Raw genomic sequence first — 22,715 nt, forward strand, 5'->3', positions numbered from 1 at the left:
TTCCTAATCAGATTACAAATTTTCTTCGAATAACTTGTATATACGACGGTATTCGTCGAGCCAGCTTGACGGCTGTCTAAAGCCGTGTGGTTCAACTGGGTATATCGCTGTTTCAAAGTCTTCTTTTTCCAATTCAATTAAGCGCTGCACTAAACGCACTACATCTTGAAAGAAAACGTTATCATCAATCATAGGCGCATTAATTAATAGCGCATTTTTCAAGCCTTCTGCATGATAAATAGGCGAGCTTCTACGATACGCGATTGGATCCACGTCTGGGCGGTTTAAGATATTTGAAGTATAAGGGTCATTATAATAGGCCCAATCCGTAACCGGGCGTAACGCCGCCCCAGCTTGAAATAGATCTGGCTGAGTAAATAGCGCCATAAAGGTCATAAAGCCACCATATGAGCCACCATAAGTGCCCACCGCACCACGGTCAACATTGGCATTTTCAACCATCCAATCTACGCCATCTGCCAAGTCTTCAATTTCTGGTTTACCCATATGACGATAAATGGCTGTACGCCAATCGCGGCCATATCCTTTAGAGCCACGGTAGTCCATGTCCATTACCACATAGCCTTTACTGGCCAGTAAGCTATGGAACATAAACTCTCTAAAGTAGCCTGACCAACCCATATGTGAGTTTTGTAGATAACCTGCACCATGGTTGAAGATCACGGCTTTGCGCTTACCCGCTTCACCTTCTTTATAATCTGCTGGGTAATACACTTTCGCGTAAACCGGTTGCTCTTGATGGCTGGATGGTACGGCAACAATTTTTGGCGCAATGAGTTTCTTGTTTAAGAACTCTTCAGACACAGTATTGGTCAAGCGCTTCGCAGTGGTATTGGCTTTGGCTTCTGCTACATATAACTCTTCTGGCATCATGATCTTAGAATGAGTAAGCAGCAGTTTGCTCTCATCTGGACTTAGCTCATAACCAGTCATGCCATCTAAGTCGGTGATCTGTTCACTGTTACCGGTGTTAAGATTAACGCGATAGATTTCATATAAGCCAGGGTGTTCTTTATTGGCCTTGTAGTAAACGTACTGATTGTCAGCAGTGAGTGTCGGTTCAGAGACCACGTACTGACCTGAGGTCATGGCCTTGGCTTCACCTTTTAACGGTTTAACATACAAATGGCTATAACCGCTTTGTTCAGAGAGGTAATACAAGGTTTCTTCACCATTTAACCAACCGAAGTCGTTATAGGTATAGTTGATCCAAGCTTCATCATGAAGGCGATGCTGAGAAACAAATTGCTGTTTGTCGAAATCAACTGTAGCAATCCATCTGTCTTTGTTATCCCACGCTCCTAACATCACTGCTACTTGGCTGCCGTCACTATTCCATTGAATGGCCGACTGGCTCCAGCCCCAAGTATCGATAAGGTTTATGGCACGTGGTGCTTTCTCATTTTGGTAGGTTTCACCGCGAGCTTCTGCGTTCTCACGCTTCACCTCTGCAAGAACGTCTTCATCAAAGCCAGGTAAGGTGTCATAGCTTAAAGCCACTTGCTGTGATTTTGCAATGTCGATAAAAATAACTTCAGACGCCATCGGCTTGGCATCTGCCACGCGCTGTCTTGCTTTAACCGCTTCAATATTGCCGTCTTGGCTTACGTAGTTAGGCATGATATCAGTGTCTGCGCGGCGAGGCTTATCGTCGGTGATCACGGCAATTAGCTTATCACCACTGGGAGCAAGGCTCATTGAAATGAGGGTTTTGCCTTTGCCAAGGTAAAACTGGTTGTCTTGAATGCTGTGATTATTCGCTTTTAGCGCATCATTGCGCTGCTCTTTGTCTAAGCTGTTTTTATGCGTTAATGCTACGTACTCAATAAGTTGGTGCTGCTCTTCAGCAATAAACCCAGAGGGCTCAGCGGTGCCTTTAGGCTCATCTGCCAAGTGTAATTTCACTAACTCTTTGGTCAAGCCAGTCTCTAAGTCCACCGCATACATGGCATTTCCTGAGCGATATGCTAAGCGATTACCAGTTAAAAATTGTGGTGCGTATTCATAACTGGAAGAGTGAGTGATTTGAGTCAGAGCATTGGTTTTGGTGTTCTTTAAAAAAATATTACCCTTAAACTGATACGCTTGCAGATCGCCTTGATACACGGCATTACTGCTGCCTGTGGTATGCAATTCAGCCAGCTCAACCGCAGCAGGCTCAGCGTCAGCTGTGACAGAGAAGACGTCTCTTAATTCTGTTCCAGCTTGCTTTCTTTTATAAAAAATGGTGTTGCTATCGGCGCCCCAATAAGCGCCCTCTGGTTGGCGCCCTAACCAATCTGGATGCGCCATTGCTTGCTCAAGGGTAATTTGTTCACCGCCAAAATCAACTGGAGTGGCGACCACTGAAGGAACAGGATTGGATTTTACTGCTTGGTTGGATTCAACTTTATTAGCCGTTGCTTGGCAACCGCTTAAAAACAGGGTCGAAGCAACCGCTGCTGAGATGAGGGAGAGTTTTAACATAACAAAGTGCTTTCTTATAGTAGTTAAATTTGTTCAATTTAAGCAGAAATGCACAGCAATATCGACCGCTTTAAGATTAAAAGCCGCTGCGGCAAGATAAAAAAAGGCCAGCAAGGGATGCTGGCCAAATACTCTCTGCGCTCACATAGTCGTTGATGGACAACGAGTATGAAGTGAGGCCTATCCAAGCCTCATAATAATAGACCGCAGTAAAATGGGTGAGTTCAAAAAAAATTGCATTTTTAGCAAATTCTCTGAACTCAAAATGTATCTTATTGCTGAACAACAAGATAGCGCTATTAATTTAGTAATAGCTGCCTTGCAGTGGCCATTACACCGGGATAATCTTGCTCCGGTAGCACCTCAGCTAACTCAGCTAAGACTTCCCCAAGCTGATGCAGTGACGCAGCAGAAGCATTGATGTGACCCATCTTGCGACCTGGCTTTTGACTCTTTCCATACCAATGACTGGTGACCCCAGGCACTTTTAGTACAGAGGTGGGAATACTACTTTGACCAAGCACATTTATCATTGCTGTTGGTCGTAATAAGCTCGTATCGCCAATAGGCAAGCCTGCAACCGCACGCATGTGATTTTCAAATTGGCTGACATGGGCACCTTGTTGTGTCCAGTGACCAGAGTTATGAACACGAGGGGCAATTTCGTTAACCAGAAGCTGGCCTTCAACATCAAAAAACTCAATCGCCAACACGCCAACGTAGTCCAATTCACTGGCTAGTTTTTCGAATGCTTGCTCTGCTTGTGTTTGAATAGCCGCTTTTTCTTTACCAGCAACCGACAAGGTTAATACGCCATTGGTGTGTTGGTTTTCGGTCAGTGGATAAATGTTACATTCACCACTTTTACTACGTACACCGATGATTGATACTTCGCGGTCAAACGGGATCATTTTTTCAGCCACGATAGTATGTGGTGCCTGAGCACTGCCCGCTTGTAAAAAAGCCGACATTTCTTGCCAAATGGCATCAATTTCTTGCTCTGACTTGACTCGCCACTGCCCTTTGCCATCGTATCCAGCTTGGCAGGTTTTCACCACCATAGGCATACCTAAAGCCGCGATGGCATCAATAAAATGATGCTTTTCGGTGATGATTTTAAACGGAGCACATGGCACTCCAGCTTTTTCTAACAAAGCCTTTTCTTTTTCTCTGTCACCACCAGTGGCAATGGCTTGCTCACCAGGGTAAAACTTACCACTTTGTTGGCATTGAGAAAGCACATCGCTTGGAATATGCTCAAACTCAGCCGTGATAGCATCGGCTTTGGCAATGGCTTGGCTTAATGAGTCAGGATAGCTTTCAAAAGTGACGGGGTTAATCACCGTTTTACTACCAACATCGTAAGCCAAAACGTGAATATCTAGGTGAGTGGCAGACAAGCTCATCATTCTAGCAAGCTGGCCTGCGCCTAAAATGAGGATGTTCATATTATTCCGCAGGATTTGGGTTAGCGAGTACAGTGTCAGTTTGTGCTTTTCTAAATGCTTCTACTTTGGCGAGCAACTCAGGCTGCTGACAACCTAGAATTTGTGCTGCAAGGAGACCAGCATTGGCAGCGCCAGCATCGCCGATTGCTAAGGTACCTACGGCCACCCCTTTAGGCATTTGGCAGATTGACAGTAATGAATCTACGCCATTAAGGGCTTTTGATTTAACCGGTACACCCAGTACTGGTAAGCTGGTAAAAGCAGCCGCCATACCAGGTAAGTGCGCAGCGCCGCCAGCACCGGCAATAATGACTTTGATACCGCGCTCTGCTGCCGTTGATGCATAATCAGCTAATAACTGTGGAGTGCGGTGTGCAGAGACCACTTTGGTTTCATACTCAACGCCAAATTTATCCAGCATTTCGGCTGCATGTTGCATGGTAGGCCAATCCGATTTTGAGCCCATAATGATGCCAACGGTCATAATAATTCCTCGACTAATTTTGAACGATACTTACCAACTAACGATAAACTGCGGCTTATTCCCCTGCGTTTACTTGCAAAAGTATACGGTCTGGCCCACTGCTGCTTAGAAAGCAGCGAGCTGAAAATGCAGTGATTACCGTTAAAGATACCGGCGCTATTATACCTAAGTTCATCATTAATGCGAAGAATCTACTTAGCGCTTATGACGGTTTAGCTTGAATAGACTTTTTTGCTTGCATTTTACTGGCGTGTGAACGCTTGTAGTAATAAATAAAGTGCTTGGGACCCAGGATAATTGCAAGTAAGCCTAACCCCCCTGGAACCAAAACACACTTTAAAGCTGGCCCCAAAATAAAACTATAAAAAGTGATAAAAGGAATAAATAGTAAGTAGCCAATTAACTGTGGCAAGATGTTCATGGTATTATCCTTATAAAATTGAACGCGCTCATTTATTTTAGTGAGCACGCTCAATTAACGCAAGTAATTCTCCTGCCGTTACCATTTTGTGGTATAGTATAAGACTTGATATTAGAGATAAGCTTATGAAAAAAAGAGAAATAACTAGAAATAAAATTCTCCAATCTGGCTGGAGTTTATTTCAGCAAAAAGGCTATGCCGACACCACCAGTCGTGAAATTGCACACCATGCTGGCGTTGCATCGGGCACCGTTTTCTCCCACTTTCCAAGTAAGCTTGATATTTTAAAAGTGGCAATGCTACAGCAGTTGGACACAATCATTGCACATGCTAAGCAAAGCGATCAGCAGCACAGCGCGAGATTAAAACTGCGTCATTACGCAAGCCACTTATACCAGTTTTATTTAAGTCATCGCGAATTTAGCAAAGAGCTACTGGGCAACTTAATTTGGCAAGCGCCTTTTTTTCAGCAGCAACTCGAGCTATTTAAATCTTTATTGTTTAGCGAACAAGCTTATCAGCCAGAAAAGGCCGCGCTAATGATGGATAGTTACTTTATGACTCTGTTAGAAGGACTCAACGATCCTAACAGCTCTGTTGATTCTATGCTTACTACCCTATCGCAGAAGTTAAAATTGATAGCCTAGTTATTCATGTATGATGTGTTCTTTGTATAATATTCATATAAAATAACTTGTGCTTTTATGTTGCAGCACATATAAAACATCTTAAGACGGAGTAATAAGCAAGTGCTTGGGAAAATTGCTTCTGTTTTTTTATGTTTAACGAGGTCAACATGAAACGCGTCATTCTTTTCCTACTCACTAACTTAGCAGTTATGCTGGTACTGGGTGTGGTGTTATCTATTCTAATGTCGGTATTCGGTATTTCTAGCCGAAGCTATTCTGGCATCATGATCATCGCCGCAGTATTTGGTTTTGGCGGTGCCTTTATTTCATTGTTTATGTCGAAATGGATCGCCAAAAAATCCACTGGAGCTTTTGTCATCGAACAACCACGAAACGAGACTGAGCACTGGCTTGTGTCAACGGTTGCTGCACAATCTCAACAAGTCGGTATTGCTATACCTGAAGTAGCCATTTACGACAGCCCAGAAATCAACGCCTTTGCTACCGGGCCAAGTAAAAACAACAGTCTTGTTGCGGTCAGTTCAGGGCTATTAAACAACATGGACCGCGACCAAGCTGAAGCGGTTCTCGCTCATGAGGTTTCTCATGTTGCCAATGGCGATATGGTCACCCTGACCTTGATCCAAGGCGTGGTCAATACTTTCGTGATTTTCTTTGCCAAAGTGTTGGCCGGCATTGTCGATAACTTTTTAAATAGCGATGAAGAAGAGTCAGGCGGCAGTTGGACTTACTTTATTTTCGATATGATTTTCCAAATCCTATTTGGTATTTTGGCCTCTATCGTGGTGGCTTATTTTAGTCGTAGAAGAGAGTTTGCCGCCGACCAAGGCGCCGCAGATTTAGTTGGTGCACACAAGATGCGCTCAGCGTTAGAACGCTTAAAGTACAACCATGAATCACAACTCGAAGGCTCGATGATGGCCTTTGGTATTGCTTCAGGCAAATCAATCGCTGACTTTTTCGCGTCACACCCGCCATTGGATGAACGCATCAAAGCTCTTTCTTAATGCCTTAACACGACAGCTCCTATAAGTGAGCTGTCGTTTTCTCTGTAATGACTACGTTATCTAACTCTTTGCGGTATACGTGTTGCTGTGTTAATTCGCTAAAGCCCAGTCTGGTGATGAGTGTTTTTGACCGCAGGTTGTTTGGGTGCACTTGAGCAAATACGGTGTTGTGCTGAAATGGCAAATTACTAGGCTGCGCAAAAAGAGCGCTAATAGCTTCGTACATAATTCCTTTGCCCCAGTAGTTTGGCGCTAGCTCATAGCCAATATTGACACCCGCTTCACTATCATGCTCTTGATAGAAACCCACGCTCCCTAACAAACTAAGACGGTGTTTGCTGAATATACCAAAACGGCCACCGCAGTTATTCAGTCGCCTTTCTATGTCTAATTGGATCATGCACTTCAAGTCAGTGGCAGACAAATTATCACCATAGTCATTAAACTGCTTAACCGCGACATGATTTAATAAAGGCAATAATGCCGAGTTATCTCGGTGTGTAATGGGTCGCAGCAACAGCCGCGCGGTTGTAAGGGCCATAATCAAATGGGTTTGAAATTTTTTTAGATAATAGCACCAATTCGACCAAGTTATTATTCAGATTTATGATCTTTATGATTTATCGTATACTGCGCCTAATACCAATTCGTTTAATTAAGTGGTCTATTTGAGGCAAGAAAATTCTGTCGATAACCAGGCAAAAATTTTGCTATTTAGTTGTTCTAAATAAGAAATTTTTAACGTAGTTAGCGTCGAATTTGCTCCCTCAAATTGAGCAAGTATTAATGCGGGTTGGTATAAAACTTACCTTTGGCCATAGTAGTTAGGAACGAATAAATGAGTGATGATTTTGTTGTTATCCCACCAACGACCAAAGTGTACTGCCCGGAGCGTGGAGAGGGTTGGACATTAACGGGGATCACCGGAATTGACGAGAATACTTCAGTTATGTTTTCTGGGGTGCGCTATACCATAAGCGCCAAAAAAATCGTTGAAGAGCTGTTGCCAAACTACCAAAATCGGCAAGCAGATTAATAGACAAAAGCGGCCATTTTAGCCGCTTTTATTTGTTTAGCTATTGCTCGACGGCAGTGCCAGTAAATCCAGCAAAGCTTGGTGTATTTTTAGCTTGGGTGTGCCTTCACTGTATGGCGCCGATGCCAACAATGGACAAGGTAAACGCTCGGTTAAACTAGCGACGTTCTCTTCGAACACCGCCATGTTCGGGTCAACTTGATTAGCAACCCAGCCAACCACCTTTAAACCTTGCTGTTCTATCGCAGCAGCGGTGAGTAAGGCGTGGTTCAAACACCCTAACTTCATGCCCACCACTAGGATGACGGAGAGGTTTTGCTCTCGTACCCAGTCGTATAAATAGTCTTTATCATTAATAGGCAATGCCCAACCACCCGCTCCTTCGGTAAAAATATAGTCTGCCCCTAACCGCTGAATTTCCTCGTAGCCTTGATTAAGCCCAGCTAAAGTAATCGTTACTCCGGCTTGCTGCGCAGCAATGTGTGGTGCAATAGCAGGAGCAAAACAATAGGGGTTTATCTGCTCATATTTGCCATGAACCGTTGCCGCTTCCATAAGGCTAATAGCATCCACATTCACCAGCTGACCAAATGCTTCTTCAGCATCCGCTGCTATGGGTTTAAAGCCAATAGCACGACACTGATGTTTGGCTAACAGTTTTAACAGTAATGTGGTGATATAGGTTTTCCCAACTTCGGTGTCTGTGCCGGTGACAAAATAGCTCTGTTTCATTTGCTTAACTCCAAAAAGCCAACTTCATAGCTGACATCAAACCCACTGTTTGAGCGTGGATAACTGGCCAATAACTTAGTGTATCCAGCCTTGCCTAATAAACCCTGGCGCTTATTATTGCCACGAACATCATTACCACCAATGTTTTTTACTGACCGTACCGCAGCCAAAGCCGTCGGGTAACTGTCAACCAATGTCTGTTGCTGTTGCCAGTTAATGGTAAAACCGGCATTTTTTGCATCCGCTATCAACTCATCTAAGGTTAAAAACTGATTGACGTGATGACACTGATCGACCCCTTGCCAGGCCGTTGCAATTTCATTTAGTGAACCACTTAAGACAGTACTAATTAGCACTTTACCTTGCGTTCTTAACGCTTGATGCATTTGCTTAAGCAGTCCCTTACTCGAAGCCGACCACTGAATAGCAAAGTTACTAAAAATAAGATCCACGCTTTGGGACTGCAAAGGTAACTGATCCATATCGCAACAGACACTCGCTTGGCCACCTTGCTGCAGCATGGTTAAGCTAAGGTCTAAGCCGACATATTGACTACAAAAAGGCGCCAAAGCACTGTGATTTTGATGTGGACCACAGCCTAAATCGACTAAACGTGGGTAGGCACGGAGGACCGCAGCACTGTTGTGCAAACGTGATAAAAGTATCTCTGCCGCTCGCTTTTGTACCCGAGCACAGTTGGCGTAGTCACTTGCCGCTTTTGAAAAGCAGCGTGCGGTGTGGTTTGCGTGTAACATACTCAAGCAACCTCCTTAAGCGTTGCCACCAAGCCTGTTATATCGTCATGGTGATGCGCTGCGGTAATGGTTACTCTTAACCGTGCTGTGTTTTGTGGCACGGTTGGCGGCCGGATCGCGCCGACCCAAAAGCCTCGCGCTTGCAATGCTTGTTGCGCCGTAATGACATTATCACTGCTGCCTAATATAATAGGCTGGATCGCGGTATCACTGGGGATCAGTGCCAACCCTGCACTTGTGGCGAGTGACTTAAATAAAGCAATGTTATCGTGTAGGCGCTGGCGTTGCTCATGTGCATCAGTCAGCTGCTCCAATTGTGCTAAGGCAATGGCACTCAGTACTGGCGACAGTGCTGTGGTATAAATAAACTCACGATTAAACTGCACCATGTAATTAATCACAGCATCGCTGGCGAGGACTGCAGCTCCTTGACAGCCCATGGCCTTGCCAAAGGTAATAATTAAAATTTCTGGTTTATTGTCGAGCGCATAGGTTGAACCCAAACCGCTTTCACCTACAACACCAAAGCCGTGTGCATCATCGAGCATAAGCCAAGCTTGATGCTGCTGAGCTAATGCGACTATCTCCTGAAGTGGCGCAGTGTCGCCATCCATTGAAAACACCCCTTCGGTGACAATTAACTTATCACGGGCATTAGAGCGCTCTAATCGAGAACGCAGATGATTGACATCATTGTGATTAAAACGCTCCAGCTTAGCATTGGCCGCTAAACTGCCATCAATTAAACTGGCGTGGTTAAGCTTGTCTTGAAAAACAGCAGCGTTATTGCCTTTACCCAAGGGTGAAAATAAGGTTTTAATGACACTGCAGTTGGCGCTGAAACCACTACCAAACAGTAAGGCACTCTGATAGCCCAGCAATTGACATAAACGCGACTCTAGCTGGCGATGAATATCCAAATAACCGGTGACTAGAGCAGAACTACGACTACCACTTTGTAACTGTGATAACTGCGTAATATCAAGATTTTGTGCCAGCCCTAAGTAGTCATTGGAAGCAAAATTAATATAGTGGTTGCCAGCAACACTAAGGGTACGTGCAGAAGCAGAGTCCACTGCTTGGCGTTGCCGTAAAAGTCCCTCAACTTGCTGCTTGGCTAAAGCCTCATTGATGAATTCAAACGCCATCTAGTTCGCTTCGTAAAATAACTCGGATGTTGCTTTGTCGGCAATAGCGGAGCTGATTGATGCCTCATACGCTTCATCAGAGTAGTCATGACGAGTTTCTGGGTTCATGCCCAGTTTCTTGATTAAATTCATATCGGCATCGGCTTCAGGGTTTTCTGTGGTAAGCAGTTTGTCACCATAAAAAATTGAGTTAGCGCCAGCAAAGAAACACATTGACTGCATTTGCTCATTCATTGCTGTACGGCCTGCAGATAAACGCACGTAACTATGAGGCATCATGATCCGCGCCACTGCAATGGTGCGAATAAATTCAAAATGATCTAAATCGTCAACGTCCTCAAGGGGGGTACCTTTTACTTTTACCAGCATATTGATTGGCACACTTTCAGGTTGTTTTGGCAAGTTTGCTAATTGAATAAGTAAGCCATAACGGTCTGAGGCTTGCTCACCCATGCCGACGATCCCACCCGAGCACACTTTCATACCCGCGTCGCGGACATGATCCAGGGTATCAAGTCGGTCTTGATAAGTGCGCGTAGTGATGATTTGCTGGTAGTATTCCGGTGAGGTATCTAGGTTATGGTTGTAGTAATCAAGGCCAGCTTGGCGTAACTCATGAGCCTTGTCGTTGTCTAATTTACCTAAGGTCATGCAGGTTTCAAGGCCTAGCTCTTTCACCTCTTTCACCATTTTCGCAATATAAGGCATATCGCGGTCTTTCGGGTCTGACCAAGCCGCGCCCATACAAAAACGCGTCGCGCCCTTTTCTTTGGCAAGTTTAGCCTGCTTAACGACCTTCTCTACTTCCATTAAGCGCTCGCGCTCTAGGTCGGTTTTATAGTGACCTGACTGCGGACAGTATTTACAATCTTCTGGGCAGGCGCCGGTTTTAATTGAAAGCAATGTTGAAATTTGTACTTCATTGGGATTAAAGTGCTTGCGATGGATGCTCGCGGCGTGAAACAGTAAATCGTTAAACGGCATGGTAAACAAAGCTTTTACTTCGTCGTGGGTCCAATTGTGTCTAAGCGCGCCTAATTCCATAATTTTTCTCTTTCTAATAATGTCGTGCTGTAACCGCAAAACGCCGATGGCACAAGGCGGTACAAATTTCGACCAAACAATCTGACGGTGATTGGCTTAGTCTACTTCTTGCCTTAGTATTGTCAACGTTGCACACACCACCTAGGTTTACATATGAATAATAAACAACCAATAGATTTGGATTTTGACCGTCAGCATATCTGGCACCCCTATACATCGATGATTGACCCGTTACCAGTTTACCCCGTCAGTAGCACTCAAGGTAACCGCATTGAACTGGCTACAGGAGAGTCTTTGATTGATGGCATGGCGTCGTGGTGGAGTGCAGTCCATGGTTACGGCCATGAGAAATTGGTTGCAGCAGTCAAGGCACAAGCAGACACCATGAGCCATGTGATGTTTGGTGGCCTAACCCACCGCCCAGCGGTAGAGCTGTGTCGGTTATTAGTGGCTATGACACCGGCAAATTTAGATAAGGTTTTTCTTGCCGATGGCGGCTCTGTGAGTGTCGAAGTGGCAATCAAAATGGCCATTCAGTATTGGCTTAGTCAAGGAAAGCGCAATAAAAACAAAATTATGACTGCCAAAAAAGGCTACCATGGCGATACTTTTGCCGCCATGAGTGTGTGCGATCCGGTCAATTCCATGCACAGTATGTATCAAGGCTTTTTGCCTGAACAAGTGTTTGTTGATGCCCCGCAAAGCAATTTCTATGGCAGCCAATGTCAAGACGAACTGGTCGATTTAGAGCAGGCCTTTGCCGCGCACCACCACGAAGTGGCGGCATTTATTATAGAGCCCATTGTGCAAAACGCCGGTGGCATGAACTTTTATCATCCTGATTACCTCGCGGCAGTGCGTCGCCTCTGCGATCAATACAATGTATTGCTTATCGCGGACGAAATTGCTACCGGCTTTGCTCGAACCGGCAAAATGTTTGCCTGTGAACATGCGGGCATTTCCCCAGACATCCTTTGCCTAGGCAAAGCATTAACCGGCGGCATGATGACATTAGCTGCAACCCTGACCACCTCCGAGGTAGCCATTGGCATTAGCCAAGGTGAAGCCAAGGTATTAATGCATGGTCCAACTTTTATGGGGAATCCACTGGCCTGCGCAGCGGCGATTGCCAGCGTTGAATTGCTCCAGCAAGCTGCCACTCTTGACAACATTGCACGTATTGAAACGGCACTTGGCGCACTTGAGCGCTGCAGGCAACTCGAGGCTGTTAAAGACGTTCGTGTTCTTGGTGCTATCGGAGTAGTGGAATTACATGAGGCAGTGGATGTGGCAAAAATTCAAGCATTTTTTATCTCTAAAGGCGTATGGATCCGCCCCTTTGGCAAACTTATCTATGTTATGCCGCCTTACATCACCAGTAATGCTGACATTGAAACCTTAGCGGATGCGATTTTTTCAGCTATTGTACAACAGCAGTATTAAGCACTCTAACTATTGTTTGCCACCGCACTGGATTTTTCCAGTTGCGGTGGCATAACTCTAAGCAATTAGTGAATATTTTCGAATAAATTTGTCTTTTTTGCTACTTTTCGGCGCTTCGACCTGAATTGTCATATTCTACATGTTAGTATGGCGGCTTTTATTATTTGCAAGTGAGAAAGAGACATAATAGATATGCAGCAAACCGTCCAATTGCAGCCCGCTGAAGCTTATCAGCCACCTCGTTTCACAGTTTATCAGCACCGTCAAATCGATAAGATTGAACAACTTGATAAATTGCCTGAACACCTACGTTTTCAAATGAAGGTGGTCGCCAACGTTTTTCCATTTCGTGTAAATAATTTCGTAATTGAAGAGTTGATTGATTGGGATAAAGTACCCAACGATCCTGTGTTTCAACTTACTTTCCCGCAACGCGGAATGCTAGATGATGAATCTTATGAGCAAATGGCTGACTTACTTAGCCGTGATCATACTCCTGAAGAAGTATTCAATTTAGCCACAGAGATCCGTCAAAAGTTAAACCCACACCCTGCTGGGCAAATGGAAAAGAACGTTCCTGAATACGACGGTGAACGGGTTGACGGTATCCAGCATAAATACAAAGAAACGGTGTTATTCTTTCCATCACAGGGTCAGTATTGTCACTCGTATTGTACTTTCTGCTTCCGTTGGGCACAGTTTGTTGGTAAAGCAACTCGCTTTAATAACAACGACGCTGAACTGCTGCACAACTACCTAGCAGAGCACAAAGAAGTCACAGATTTACTGATGACCGGTGGCGACCCTATGGTGATGCGCACCGTAAAACTTAAGAATTACCTCGAAGCATTAAAAGAGCCGCGCTTTGACCATATTCGTACCATCCGTATCGGCACCAAATCGTTAACCTTCTGGCCATTCCGATATGTTACCGATCCCGATGCCCAAGAGTTATTGAAGCTACTGAAAGATCTTGTCGACGCTGGTAAGCACGTCTCTATTATGGCACACATTAACCACAAGCAAGAGCTGCGTACTGACGTCACACGTGAAGCCATTAAGCTCATCCGCAAGACTGGCGCACAGATCCGCACTCAAGCTCCGCTACTGAATAACATTAATGTTGATTCTGATATGTGGGCAGAAATGTGGAAAGAGCAAACTCAACTTGGCATGATCCCTTACTACATGTTTATTGAACGTGATACGGGTGCTAAGCGTTATTTTGAAATACCACTGCATAAAACCTGGGAAATTTTCCGCGAAGCCTATAAACAGGTCTCTGGCGTAAGCCGCACCGTGCGAGGGCCATCGATGAGCGCAGGGCCAGGTAAAGTCGAAGTCTCTGGCGTCAGCGAGATTGCCGGTGAGAAGGTGTTTGTACTACGCTTTATTCAAGCCAGAAACCCAGATTGGGTGCAGCGTCCTTTCTTTGCTAAGTTTGATGAAAACGCCCACTGGTTAGATGATTTAAAACCCGCCTTTGGTGAAGAAAAGTTCTTCTGGCAGGATGAATACGAAGCCATGTAATGGCAACCACGGCGTAAAGTTCACAATAATAAAGGGGGATCTGGATATCAGATCCCCCTTTTTGTATCAGCAAGTCAGCGCGGTTATGCCCTATTTCGCCTTACTATCTAGTATTTACCACTCAAATAGGTGCGCCATTTTAGAAATGGTTTTTAACCCCACTCGGTGGCTATTTCTTTTCGCATACAGGTGCTGTAACGACTTGTCTTTAATCTCGCCAACAATCACCTCTTTTACTTGATACCCCATGGCCGCAGCCGCAGCCGAATACGCCACAAACTCCCATTTTTTAATATTGGTATTATCGACAATCACCAAAGGGATCCCTTCTGCTAGGGCGTTAATAAAGCGAGCCAGGTTGAGGTTGTGGTATTCTGGTAAGCGGGTTTTATCAAAACGATATTCACCATTATGGCTGGTAAAAAAATCATCGGTGGAGCAAATAAAATACTGAGTTTCGTCCCCAGCCACTAAGTCATCGGCTAAGGTTTGGGCGTAGTGTGACTTCCCTGAGCCGGGTAAGCCTCGCAAAATAAAAACTTGTTTCATTGAATTTTGGTCACCACTCTCTATGTAAACTGTGCAAATTTTATAAACTGACAAAGATAATGCCACAGATTAGAAAATTAATCATGGCCTTAGCGGTCATTGCGGCCAGAAATAGCATGAGTTTTTTCCATTTCAGTGTTTTTTTATTGGCGCATCGCAGGTAATATACGGTTTACATGACAATAAGACACACAGTCTTTTATTTTAAGATAATAAATAAATTCATTTGGAGTAAAGATGAGCCACACAGCGATAACGGAGCTACTAGCAGGCACCGTTGCGGTTGATAGCCAGGTTACAATCAAAGGCTGGATCCGTACACGACGTGATTCTAAAGCAGGCATTTCATTTCTAGCCGTCCATGACGGTTCTTGTTTTGACCCAATTCAAGCCGTAGTCCCTAATTCGCTGAATAATTATGACGAAGTGACTCGTCTAACTGCTGGGTGTTCAGTGGCCGTGACTGGTGTTTTGGTGCCATCACAAGGTAAAGGTCAGTCATTTGAAATTCAAGCCAATCGCGTGGAAGTGCTTGGCTGGGTAGAAAACCCAGACTCTTACCCTATGGCGGCGAAACGTCACAGCATTGAATACCTTCGCGAGCACGCGCATTTGCGCCCTCGTACCAACGTCATTGGTGCCGTTACGCGTGTTCGTAACTGTCTTTCACAAGCAATCCACCGCTTCTTCCATGAAAATGGTTACCAATGGATCAGCACCCCAATCATTACAGCCAGTGACTGCGAGGGCGCAGGTGAAATGTTTCGGGTTTCAACCTTAGACATGAACAATCTGCCGCGCACTGACAAAGGTGACATCGATTACAGTGAAGACTTTTTTGGTAAAGAAGCCTTCTTAACGGTATCAGGTCAGCTCAATGGCGAAACTTACGCCAGCGCACTATCAAAAATTTATACCTTTGGCCCTACTTTCCGTGCTGAAAACTCCAATACCTCTCGCCACCTTGCCGAGTTTTGGATGGTTGAGCCGGAAGTGGCATTTGCTGATTTAGATGATATTGCCGCCCTTGCTGAGAACATGCTGAAATATGTGTTCAAAGCGGTCCTTGACGAGCGTCGTGACGACATGGAGTTTTTTGCACAACGCATTGAAAAAGACGCCATCAACCGCTTAGAGGCTTTCATCGAAAAAGATTTCGCGCAAGTGGATTACACCGACGCCATTACCATTTTAGAAAACTGCGGCAAAAAGTTCGAGTTCCCTGTTGCATGGGGCGTGGACTTACAGTCTGAACACGAGCGTTATTTAGCCGAAGAGCATTTTAATGCACCTGTGGTTATTAAGAACTACCCTCGCGACATTAAAGCATTTTATATGCGCCAAAATGAAGATGGTAAAACCGTTGCAGCAATGGACGTAGTAGCACCAGGTATTGGTGAAATCATCGGTGGCTCACAACGTGAAGAACGCCTTGATGTGCTTGATACACGTTTAGAAGAAATGGGCTTAAACAAAGAAGATTACAGCTGGTATCGTGATCTGCGTCGCTACGGCACAGTACCACACTCTGGTTTTGGCTTAGGCTTTGAACGCTTAGTTGCCTATGTAACCGGCATGGGTAACGTACGTGACGTGATCGCGTTCCCACGTACAAAAGGCAGTGCTACCTACTAAACTGGCAATATACGACTTTTAAAGCTCCCAATTGGGGGCTTTTTTTATGGCTGATACCACTTACTTAAGCGAATTGGTATTAAGAGGCTATGGCAAATGTCGGGGGAATAAGTCAGGGATAGAGGTGAAATGGCGTAGGATGAGTCGCTAAGGACTCATCCTAAGATAGACGATTAAAGTACGTCTAATAGCTCAACATCAAATACCAGTGTTGAGAAAGGTGCAATTGCTGCACCAGCGCCGCGCTCACCGTAAGCCAGTTCATGCGGTACATATAAACGCCATTTTGAACCTGCAGTCATCATCTGCAATGCTTCAGTCCAGCCTTTGATTACGCCATTTACTGGGAATTCTGCTGGCTGGCCGCGCTCATAAGAGCTGTCGAACGTAGTGCCATTGATAAGAGTACCGTGATAATGAACACGTACTTTTGAATCTTCAGCTGGTTTGTCACCATCACCTGTTTCAACAACTTCGTATTGTAAACCAGACTCAGTAACAGTTACTTCTGCACGCTTAGCATTTTCTTCTAGGAACGCTAAACCTTCAGCAGCCAAAACTTTTGCTTCTTCTTCGCGACGAGCTTGAATTTCAGCGTTAATTTTTTCAAATGCAGCTTGGATCTCAGGGATTTCAACGCGGAAGCTTTCGCCAGCGTAAGCATCTTTCATGCCTTCGAATACTGAGTTTAGGTTAAGGCCTTCAAAAGGGTTGGCTTTTAGCTGTTCACCCATTTGTAAACCAATGCCGTAACTTGCTTTCTCTGCGTCTGTGTTGAATTGAGACATACTCTTTCCATATTTTTGCTTAAAGATGAAGTTGCGATTATATCACAAGCAGTGGCTGCAAGATACCGTGGTTGCTGGTTTATCGAGCAGCGGAGTAATACAGGAAAGAACTTAAATGATAATTCGCTTGGCAAAGGTAAAATTACTTAACGCTCTGCTCAGCATAGCCTTTTATCTTATCCATGACATAAGTAGCAAAAGGAAGTAATAACACCAAGCCTAAGTTCATTTCATCACTGTAATGACTCAGTGAACCAATAAAATAGTGACCAAAGCCAACGATTGCCATTAAAGCAATCACCATACTGGCTAAATACGGCCACCGGGTTTCATATTTGGTGATTAAATGCCCGACCAAGCAGTTAAATAAAAAAGCATGTAATAACAAGGTGACTAAGCTCGGCTCCGCTTGAGCGTCAATAGAAAGTGTTAATCCCATGGTTAGGCCACTTAAGTAGAAATAACTAAAACCAATCCACAACGAACTGTGCTTAATGACTGTGATATTATTTACTACTGACATACACGCTCCAAACGAAAAAAACCGCCAATTGCAGGCGGTTTTGGGAATGAGGTGGCGGAGAGATAGGGATTTGAACCCTAGATACGCTATTAACGTATGCCGGTTTTCAAGACCGGTGCTTTCAACCACTCAGCCATCTCTCCGTTGTTGTCGCGCATTTTATGCAGAGCATGAAAAAAAGTAAAGCTCTATTTTAAAAAAACTGTACTTAGCTGCATGAAATTTGCGCCATTTTAGGTATTCTAGTAATACTGTTTTGGCCTTTTGGCTAAAAATGCGAACAAACACGAAGCCACGACCATGGCGATAACGATTATCCCAGAGTCAATTACGCCGACTACCGTATTTTTGGCAGGCAAGGCTTTTTCCACAATAACCGGTATTGATGACACCAACACCACTGTGCTCAATACTTTGAACGCACGCGAAAAATCAAACCGCTTAGTGTAACTCATCCATGTTGTTAGCAAACCAACAATTGCAATAGGTGCAATTAACCCCATCCAGGTTTGGCTTGTGTAATTGGAAAGCGCTATGGTTGCCGCGCAACCAATTAGGCTCCATATAATCCAAGCTGTCCAATTTTCCCGCTCTTTTAAAAATAAATTACCCATGGCACTTCTTCTTTCAATTAGCTGGTTTATTCTTATTGTTATAGAAAACAGGATTTACTGCTTTAGAGTAGCAAATTTACTGGCTATAAAACAACCACATCGGCTCTGACAGTTTTGATAATAAAAAGTTCAATACAATTTATCATTTAAGCCGTTAGCGCCACATTAATGGCTGCATAAAAAAAACGCAGCCAAAGCCGCGCTTATTTTTAACAGTGTACATGTCTCAGTGCTAACTGTCTGCTTTATCTAGCTCATTGACCAACATTTTGGTTTCATCGGCTCTAGGCTTGGTAAATCGTGCTAATCCCAAATAAACCACAGGTGTGAGGTAAAGAGTAAATAACACCGCCAAACCAAGTCCGCCAAACACCACCCAACCAATGGCGTTACGCGATTCAGCGCCAGCGCCAACCGATAAAATCAATGGCAGCGCCCCGAGTAAGGTAGAAACTAGGGTCATCATAATGGGTCTTAAACGAATGATAGCCGCTTGCTCCACCGCTTCACGGACAGTGTGGCCTTTATCCCTGAGCTGATCCGCAAACTCCACCAGCAATATGGCATTTTTTGCAATAAGACCAATTAACATCACCAAGCCTATCTGGGAGTAGATATTCAACGATGTGCCAGTAAGGTATAGCGCTAAAATGGCCGAGGTAATGCCAAACGGCACCGTGATCATCACCACCACGGCGCTGTTAACGCTCTCAAATTGCGCGGCCAAAACCAATAGCACAATAACGAACGCCAAAACATAGGTTAACATCACTTCGTTTGCGGTTTCTTCAAACGTTAATGCCTCGCCTTTGAATGCCAATGTCACGCTATCAGGTAACTCCTGATCAGCCAGTTGCCGTAGTTTATTAACTACCTCAGCCATTGGCATGTCTTCAGGTTGTTTCATATCAATTTCAATGCTGCGCCGCTGTGCATGTCGCTCCAGCTCAGCTGCCACGCCTTCCTCAACAATCACTGCCAAGCTGCTTAGTGGCACTAGATTACCATCACGGCCACCAACGTATAAATTGGCTAAATCACTGGGATCTTTAATAGTGTGATTTTGCGATTGCAACATAATTGGGATCGATTGATCGCCGACATTAAGGTCTGCAATATCATCGCCATTGATAGCCGCTCTAAGCGTTGTGGAAATATCACTTAAACTCACACCAAGCTCTTCAGCTCTGCGCCTATCGATATTCACTCGTAACTGTGGTTGCGAAGGCTGATAGGAAATTTGCACGGGAGCCACTTCAGGCATTTGCTGTTCAACCGCAGCAGCAAAACTTTGCGCCGCTTTGAATATTTCTAAGTAATCATTGCCTAAAAGCGCAATTTCAATGCCGCCTCCTTGACCACGTAAATTTAAGCTGTTGGCGCCAAAAGCCCGTGCCGGTGCCCCTGGAATATTACCCAGAGGCCCACGGATTTTGTCGATGATTTCTTGCTGTGAAAAATGCCGCTCATCCCAATGCTTCAAAGGCACAGTAATAAAGACAATATTCGGGTCCCATTGCCCAACTACCGTATAAATCGACTCTATTTCACCGCTTTCTACAAAGGGTAGTAGTATGTCTTCCATTTGCTTCGCTTGGCGGTCCATAAAGTTTAAGCCAACGCCATCTGGGCCGCGAGCAAATATTCTGATTTTGCCGCGATCTTCTGTTGGCAGTAATTCATTGTCTAATTGGCTATAGAGCGCACCGGACGCGCCAGCAATCATAATGAATACGCCAAGGGTCAGCCAAGCGTGACTTAACACCCAATTGATACTGCGCTTATAAACACCCGCCAATGTATTGCCAAGACTTGAAAATAGGTGTTTTTTTCCGTCTTGCTTTAACTTCAGCTTTGACGTTAACGCCGGCACCAAAGATAAGGCTACGAAAGAGGATATGATCACAGCCCCTGCCAACACGCCACCAAACTCACGGAATAACTTACCCGCGGTTGAAGGTAAAAAGGCAATGGGAACAAACACCGCAGCCAACACCGCAGTGGTAGCCACAACCGCAAAAAATACCTCACGAGTCCCTAGAACTGCCGCGGCTCTTCGGCCAATCCCCTCGCCACGACGGCGTTGGATGTTTTCGCTCACCACAATGGCATCATCAACAATTAACCCTGTGGCCAACACCAGCGCCAATAACGTAAGTATGTTGACCGAAAAACCTAAGCCCCAAATTAACGCCAATGAACCAACTAAGGCAACAGGAATAGCAAAGGCAGGAATTAATGTAGCGCGCCATGAGCCTATAAACACCCATAGAGTGAAAATAACCAATAAAATGGTGATAAGTAATGAGTTAAGCACTTCGTCTACTGAGCTGCGGATAAACTGGGCATCGTCTGAAGTGACAAAGAGCTCTAAATCTGGAAACCGCACCTTGCTCTTTTCTACCAAGGCCAATACTTCATCAGATATCTCTATGGTATTGGACTGTGCTTGGCGAATAATTTCAAGGCCTATTACCGGTTCGCCATCTAAACGCACCATAGAGCGTGGATCTGCGGGTCCAAAGTACACCGACGCGACATCGGCAATACGAGTATCCCCGCGAATAATGATGTTACCCACCTGCTCTGCGGTAATCGATGTCGCATCGGCACGAACAATCACTTGTTGGTCGTCGGATTTTAAACTGCCCGCAGGCACATCAAAGGGCGCTTGGCGCAATACTTGTGCGATATCTGGGACTGTCAGGTTGTAGCTGGTGAGTTTTAAGGGGTCAATCCTTACCCGTAGCACTCGTTCACGGTCACCATTGAGCCTGACATCAGCTACTCCTGGAATGGTTAAAAATTGCGGGGCCAAATCTTTTTCGACCCGCTCTGTTAATCCTTCAAGGGTCAATGAACTGCTACTCACCGTCAGGGATACCACGGCTTCAGCATCGTTGTCGGCTTTAATGATTGATACCCGCTCAACCTCTTCGGGTAACTCACGTTGCACTCGTGATACCGATTCCCGGGTTTCGTTAGCAGCATCGTCTAAGTTGACTCCTGGACGAAATTCCACCACGATCCGAGCGTTATTTTCTTCACTTTGTGCTCTTATGGTTTTGACCCCACTGACCCGAGCCACAGCCCCTTCCAGCTTACTGGTTACTTCCGTATCAACCGTTTCAGGTGAACCACCAGGAAAGGAAGCCGATACGGTAAGACGTGGCCTGTCGACATCGGGCAGCTCTCTAACTTCAACACCAGCCAAGGCAGATATACCTGCGATAATGATCAGTAGGTTTAATACCACAATTAACACAGGTCGACGTATCGCCATTGAGGGGAGATCTTGGATTTGCGAAATATCCGGCTTAGTCATGTTTAATCCTTCGCTATCGCTGCGTTAATCGCCAGCTCTTGACCCTGTCTAAGTCGTTGTACGCCCTCGACAACCAGCATTTCTTGGGCTGCTAAGTCCCCTTCGACCAACAGACGACCGGCTAAACGCTGTTGAATTTTGACATCGATGCGCTTAGCTTTACCATCCACTTCTTTCCAAACATACGGGCCCGTTGCTCCCCAAAGTAAGGCGGCTTCAGGTATAACGGCATACTCTTCGCCTTGTGTTGTTATTGCCACACGAAAGCTCATCCCAGGTAGGTAGGCTTGGTTTTGGTTATTAAACACCGCTTTTACTCTAAGCGTGCGGTCGCTTGGATTAATCCGTGAATCAATCTGGGCGATGTTAGCTGCAATTTGGGTCTGTCCATCGTTCCAAGGCGTAAGCATAACTTGCTGGTTTTGTCCCAACATAGAGTATGCCGACTCGGGTGCAGAAAATTGCACATACAATTGCTTAAAATTATCAATGGTAGCAATGGCCGTTTGTGTGGTGATCCTGTCTCCCACCTCAACATCCGTTAGGCCCATTACTCCATCAAAAGGGGCGACTACATGACGGTCTTGTAATTCATTTTCAGCTTGAGTGACAGCCACCTGAGCTAAATCCCGCTGAGTGATGGCTTGGTCTAGTTCATTGACGGGCACAGCACCGCGTTTTTGGCTGTCAGTAAGTCGATCAACCGTGCGCTGGGCATCTTTTAACAGGATTTTAGCTTCCTGTAATGCCGCCTTTTGCCGCCGCGAATCTAATTCCACTAACAATTGCCCTGCTTTAACTTGGTCACCGGGTTTAAAGTGCACCGCCGTCACTCGGTCGCCTATGGCTGGATATAGGGTCACTGATTGTATTGCTTCGGAGTTTCCCACCACCTCAATGCGTTGGCTACTGCGCTCAAATTGCAGAGGCTTCGCAATAACCTGAGCAGGTCTGGCATACAGTGTTGTGCTAACGAATAACAACACCATTAGCAATAACGTAGATTTGAAAGTCGACATACTTACCTTGTATTTATGAATTGTTCTTGCTGTATTGAGTGTATCAGTATAATGGTCTATACGAGATTAATTATTCG

At 45.0% G+C, this 22,715-nt stretch carries 21 protein-coding genes and 1 tRNA gene; 6 read left to right on the top strand and 16 right to left on the bottom strand.

What is annotated here, in order from left to right; translation table 11 throughout:
• Positions 1 to 12: 12 nt before the first annotated feature.
• From R3P39_RS06150 to R3P39_RS06165, 4 genes are all read right to left on the bottom strand, one after another.
• A complete protein-coding gene (locus R3P39_RS06150; protein WP_336566337.1) occupies positions 13 to 2,487 on the bottom strand; it encodes a S9 family peptidase in 2,475 nt (824 codons plus the stop codon).
• Between the two features lie 299 nt (positions 2,488 to 2,786).
• Positions 2,787 to 3,935, bottom strand: coding sequence for a 5-(carboxyamino)imidazole ribonucleotide synthase (locus tag R3P39_RS06155; protein ID WP_336566338.1), 1,149 nt, complete (start codon positions 3,933 to 3,935; stop codon positions 2,787 to 2,789).
• A gap of 1 nt (position 3,936) precedes the next feature.
• The gene (gene purE, locus R3P39_RS06160) at positions 3,937 to 4,419 is read right to left on the bottom strand and encodes a 5-(carboxyamino)imidazole ribonucleotide mutase (protein ID WP_336566339.1); all 483 of its coding nucleotides are present in this window, start codon (positions 4,417 to 4,419) and stop codon (positions 3,937 to 3,939) included.
• Positions 4,420 to 4,621: 202 nt separating this feature from the next.
• Positions 4,622 to 4,840, bottom strand: coding sequence for a hypothetical protein (locus R3P39_RS06165; protein WP_336566340.1), 219 nt, complete (start codon positions 4,838 to 4,840; stop codon positions 4,622 to 4,624).
• Positions 4,841 to 4,965: 125 nt separating this feature from the next.
• On the opposite strand from R3P39_RS06165, the gene R3P39_RS06170 reads away from it, so the two are divergent.
• On the top strand, positions 4,966 to 5,487 hold the full coding sequence (locus tag R3P39_RS06170) for a TetR/AcrR family transcriptional regulator (protein WP_336566342.1): 522 nt from the start codon (positions 4,966 to 4,968) through the stop codon (positions 5,485 to 5,487).
• A 149-nt stretch (positions 5,488 to 5,636) separates the two neighbouring features.
• Positions 5,637 to 6,497 carry a protease HtpX gene (gene htpX / locus R3P39_RS06175; protein WP_336566344.1) on the top strand — a complete coding sequence of 287 codons (861 nt, stop codon included), beginning with the start codon at positions 5,637 to 5,639 and terminating at the stop codon, positions 6,495 to 6,497.
• Positions 6,498 to 6,516: 19 nt separating this feature from the next.
• On the opposite strand, the gene R3P39_RS06180 is transcribed toward htpX, so the two are convergent.
• Positions 6,517 to 7,038 (bottom strand): GNAT family N-acetyltransferase, encoded by a 522-nt coding sequence (locus R3P39_RS06180; RefSeq protein WP_336566346.1) that lies wholly within the window; start codon positions 7,036 to 7,038, stop codon positions 6,517 to 6,519.
• 297 nt (positions 7,039 to 7,335) lie between these two features.
• Between R3P39_RS06180 and R3P39_RS06185 the strand changes: the two genes are divergently transcribed.
• Positions 7,336 to 7,533, top strand: a complete 198-nt coding sequence (locus tag R3P39_RS06185; protein WP_336566348.1) for a hypothetical protein — start codon at positions 7,336 to 7,338, stop codon at positions 7,531 to 7,533.
• Between the two features lie 36 nt (positions 7,534 to 7,569).
• Here R3P39_RS06185 and bioD read toward each other — a convergent pair whose 3' ends face one another.
• Genes bioD through bioB form a run of 4 tightly spaced genes read right to left on the bottom strand, consistent with a single transcriptional unit; the run spans position 7,570 to position 11,212 of the window.
• Positions 7,570 to 8,265 carry a dethiobiotin synthase gene (gene bioD / locus R3P39_RS06190; protein WP_336566349.1) on the bottom strand — a complete coding sequence of 232 codons (696 nt, stop codon included), beginning with the start codon at positions 8,263 to 8,265 and terminating at the stop codon, positions 7,570 to 7,572.
• Positions 8,262 to 9,020: a methyltransferase domain-containing protein gene (locus R3P39_RS06195; RefSeq protein WP_336566350.1), complete on the bottom strand. Its 759-nt coding sequence runs from the start codon at positions 9,018 to 9,020 to the stop codon at positions 8,262 to 8,264. The genes bioD and R3P39_RS06195 overlap by 4 nt, the downstream gene beginning before the upstream one ends.
• A 2-nt stretch (positions 9,021 to 9,022) precedes the next feature.
• Positions 9,023 to 10,168: an aminotransferase class I/II-fold pyridoxal phosphate-dependent enzyme gene (locus R3P39_RS06200; protein WP_336566352.1), complete on the bottom strand. Its 1,146-nt coding sequence runs from the start codon at positions 10,166 to 10,168 to the stop codon at positions 9,023 to 9,025.
• On the bottom strand, positions 10,169 to 11,212 hold the full coding sequence (bioB, locus tag R3P39_RS06205; RefSeq protein ID WP_336566354.1) for a biotin synthase BioB: 1,044 nt from the start codon (positions 11,210 to 11,212) through the stop codon (positions 10,169 to 10,171).
• A 153-nt stretch (positions 11,213 to 11,365) separates the two neighbouring features.
• Between bioB and bioA the strand changes: the two genes are divergently transcribed.
• Entirely contained in the window at positions 11,366 to 12,655 is a 1,290-nt protein-coding gene (gene bioA, locus R3P39_RS06210) for an adenosylmethionine--8-amino-7-oxononanoate transaminase (protein ID WP_336566355.1), read from the top strand.
• 192 nt (positions 12,656 to 12,847) lie between these two features.
• Entirely contained in the window at positions 12,848 to 14,185 is a 1,338-nt protein-coding gene (locus R3P39_RS06215) for a KamA family radical SAM protein (protein WP_336566357.1), read from the top strand.
• Between the two features lie 114 nt (positions 14,186 to 14,299).
• On the opposite strand, the gene R3P39_RS06220 is transcribed toward R3P39_RS06215, so the two are convergent.
• A complete protein-coding gene (locus R3P39_RS06220) occupies positions 14,300 to 14,734 on the bottom strand; it encodes an AAA family ATPase (RefSeq protein ID WP_336566358.1) in 435 nt (144 codons plus the stop codon).
• A 237-nt stretch (positions 14,735 to 14,971) separates the two neighbouring features.
• Between R3P39_RS06220 and asnS the strand changes: the two genes are divergently transcribed.
• A complete protein-coding gene (gene asnS, locus R3P39_RS06225; protein ID WP_336566361.1) occupies positions 14,972 to 16,369 on the top strand; it encodes an asparagine--tRNA ligase in 1,398 nt (465 codons plus the stop codon).
• A gap of 173 nt (positions 16,370 to 16,542) precedes the next feature.
• On the opposite strand, the gene R3P39_RS06230 is transcribed toward asnS, so the two are convergent.
• The 6 genes from R3P39_RS06230 to R3P39_RS06255 form a co-directional block, all read right to left on the bottom strand.
• Positions 16,543 to 17,157, bottom strand: coding sequence for an FKBP-type peptidyl-prolyl cis-trans isomerase (locus R3P39_RS06230; protein WP_336566362.1), 615 nt, complete (start codon positions 17,155 to 17,157; stop codon positions 16,543 to 16,545).
• A gap of 142 nt (positions 17,158 to 17,299) precedes the next feature.
• Entirely contained in the window at positions 17,300 to 17,680 is a 381-nt protein-coding gene (locus tag R3P39_RS06235) for a hypothetical protein (RefSeq protein ID WP_336566364.1), read from the bottom strand.
• A 52-nt stretch (positions 17,681 to 17,732) separates the two neighbouring features.
• Positions 17,733 to 17,823, bottom strand: a tRNA-Ser gene (locus R3P39_RS06240).
• A 99-nt stretch (positions 17,824 to 17,922) separates the two neighbouring features.
• The gene (locus tag R3P39_RS06245; RefSeq protein ID WP_336566365.1) at positions 17,923 to 18,294 is read right to left on the bottom strand and encodes a hypothetical protein; all 372 of its coding nucleotides are present in this window, start codon (positions 18,292 to 18,294) and stop codon (positions 17,923 to 17,925) included.
• A gap of 232 nt (positions 18,295 to 18,526) precedes the next feature.
• On the bottom strand, positions 18,527 to 21,619 hold the full coding sequence (locus tag R3P39_RS06250; protein ID WP_336566367.1) for an efflux RND transporter permease subunit: 3,093 nt from the start codon (positions 21,617 to 21,619) through the stop codon (positions 18,527 to 18,529).
• A 2-nt stretch (positions 21,620 to 21,621) separates the two neighbouring features.
• Positions 21,622 to 22,638 (bottom strand): efflux RND transporter periplasmic adaptor subunit, encoded by a 1,017-nt coding sequence (locus R3P39_RS06255; RefSeq protein ID WP_442962042.1) that lies wholly within the window; start codon positions 22,636 to 22,638, stop codon positions 21,622 to 21,624.
• Between the last annotated feature and the right edge of the window lie 77 nt (positions 22,639 to 22,715).

It is taken from the genome of Pseudoalteromonas sp. UG3-2 (assembly GCF_037120705.1).
Taxonomy (GTDB): domain Bacteria; phylum Pseudomonadota; class Gammaproteobacteria; order Enterobacterales; family Alteromonadaceae; genus Pseudoalteromonas.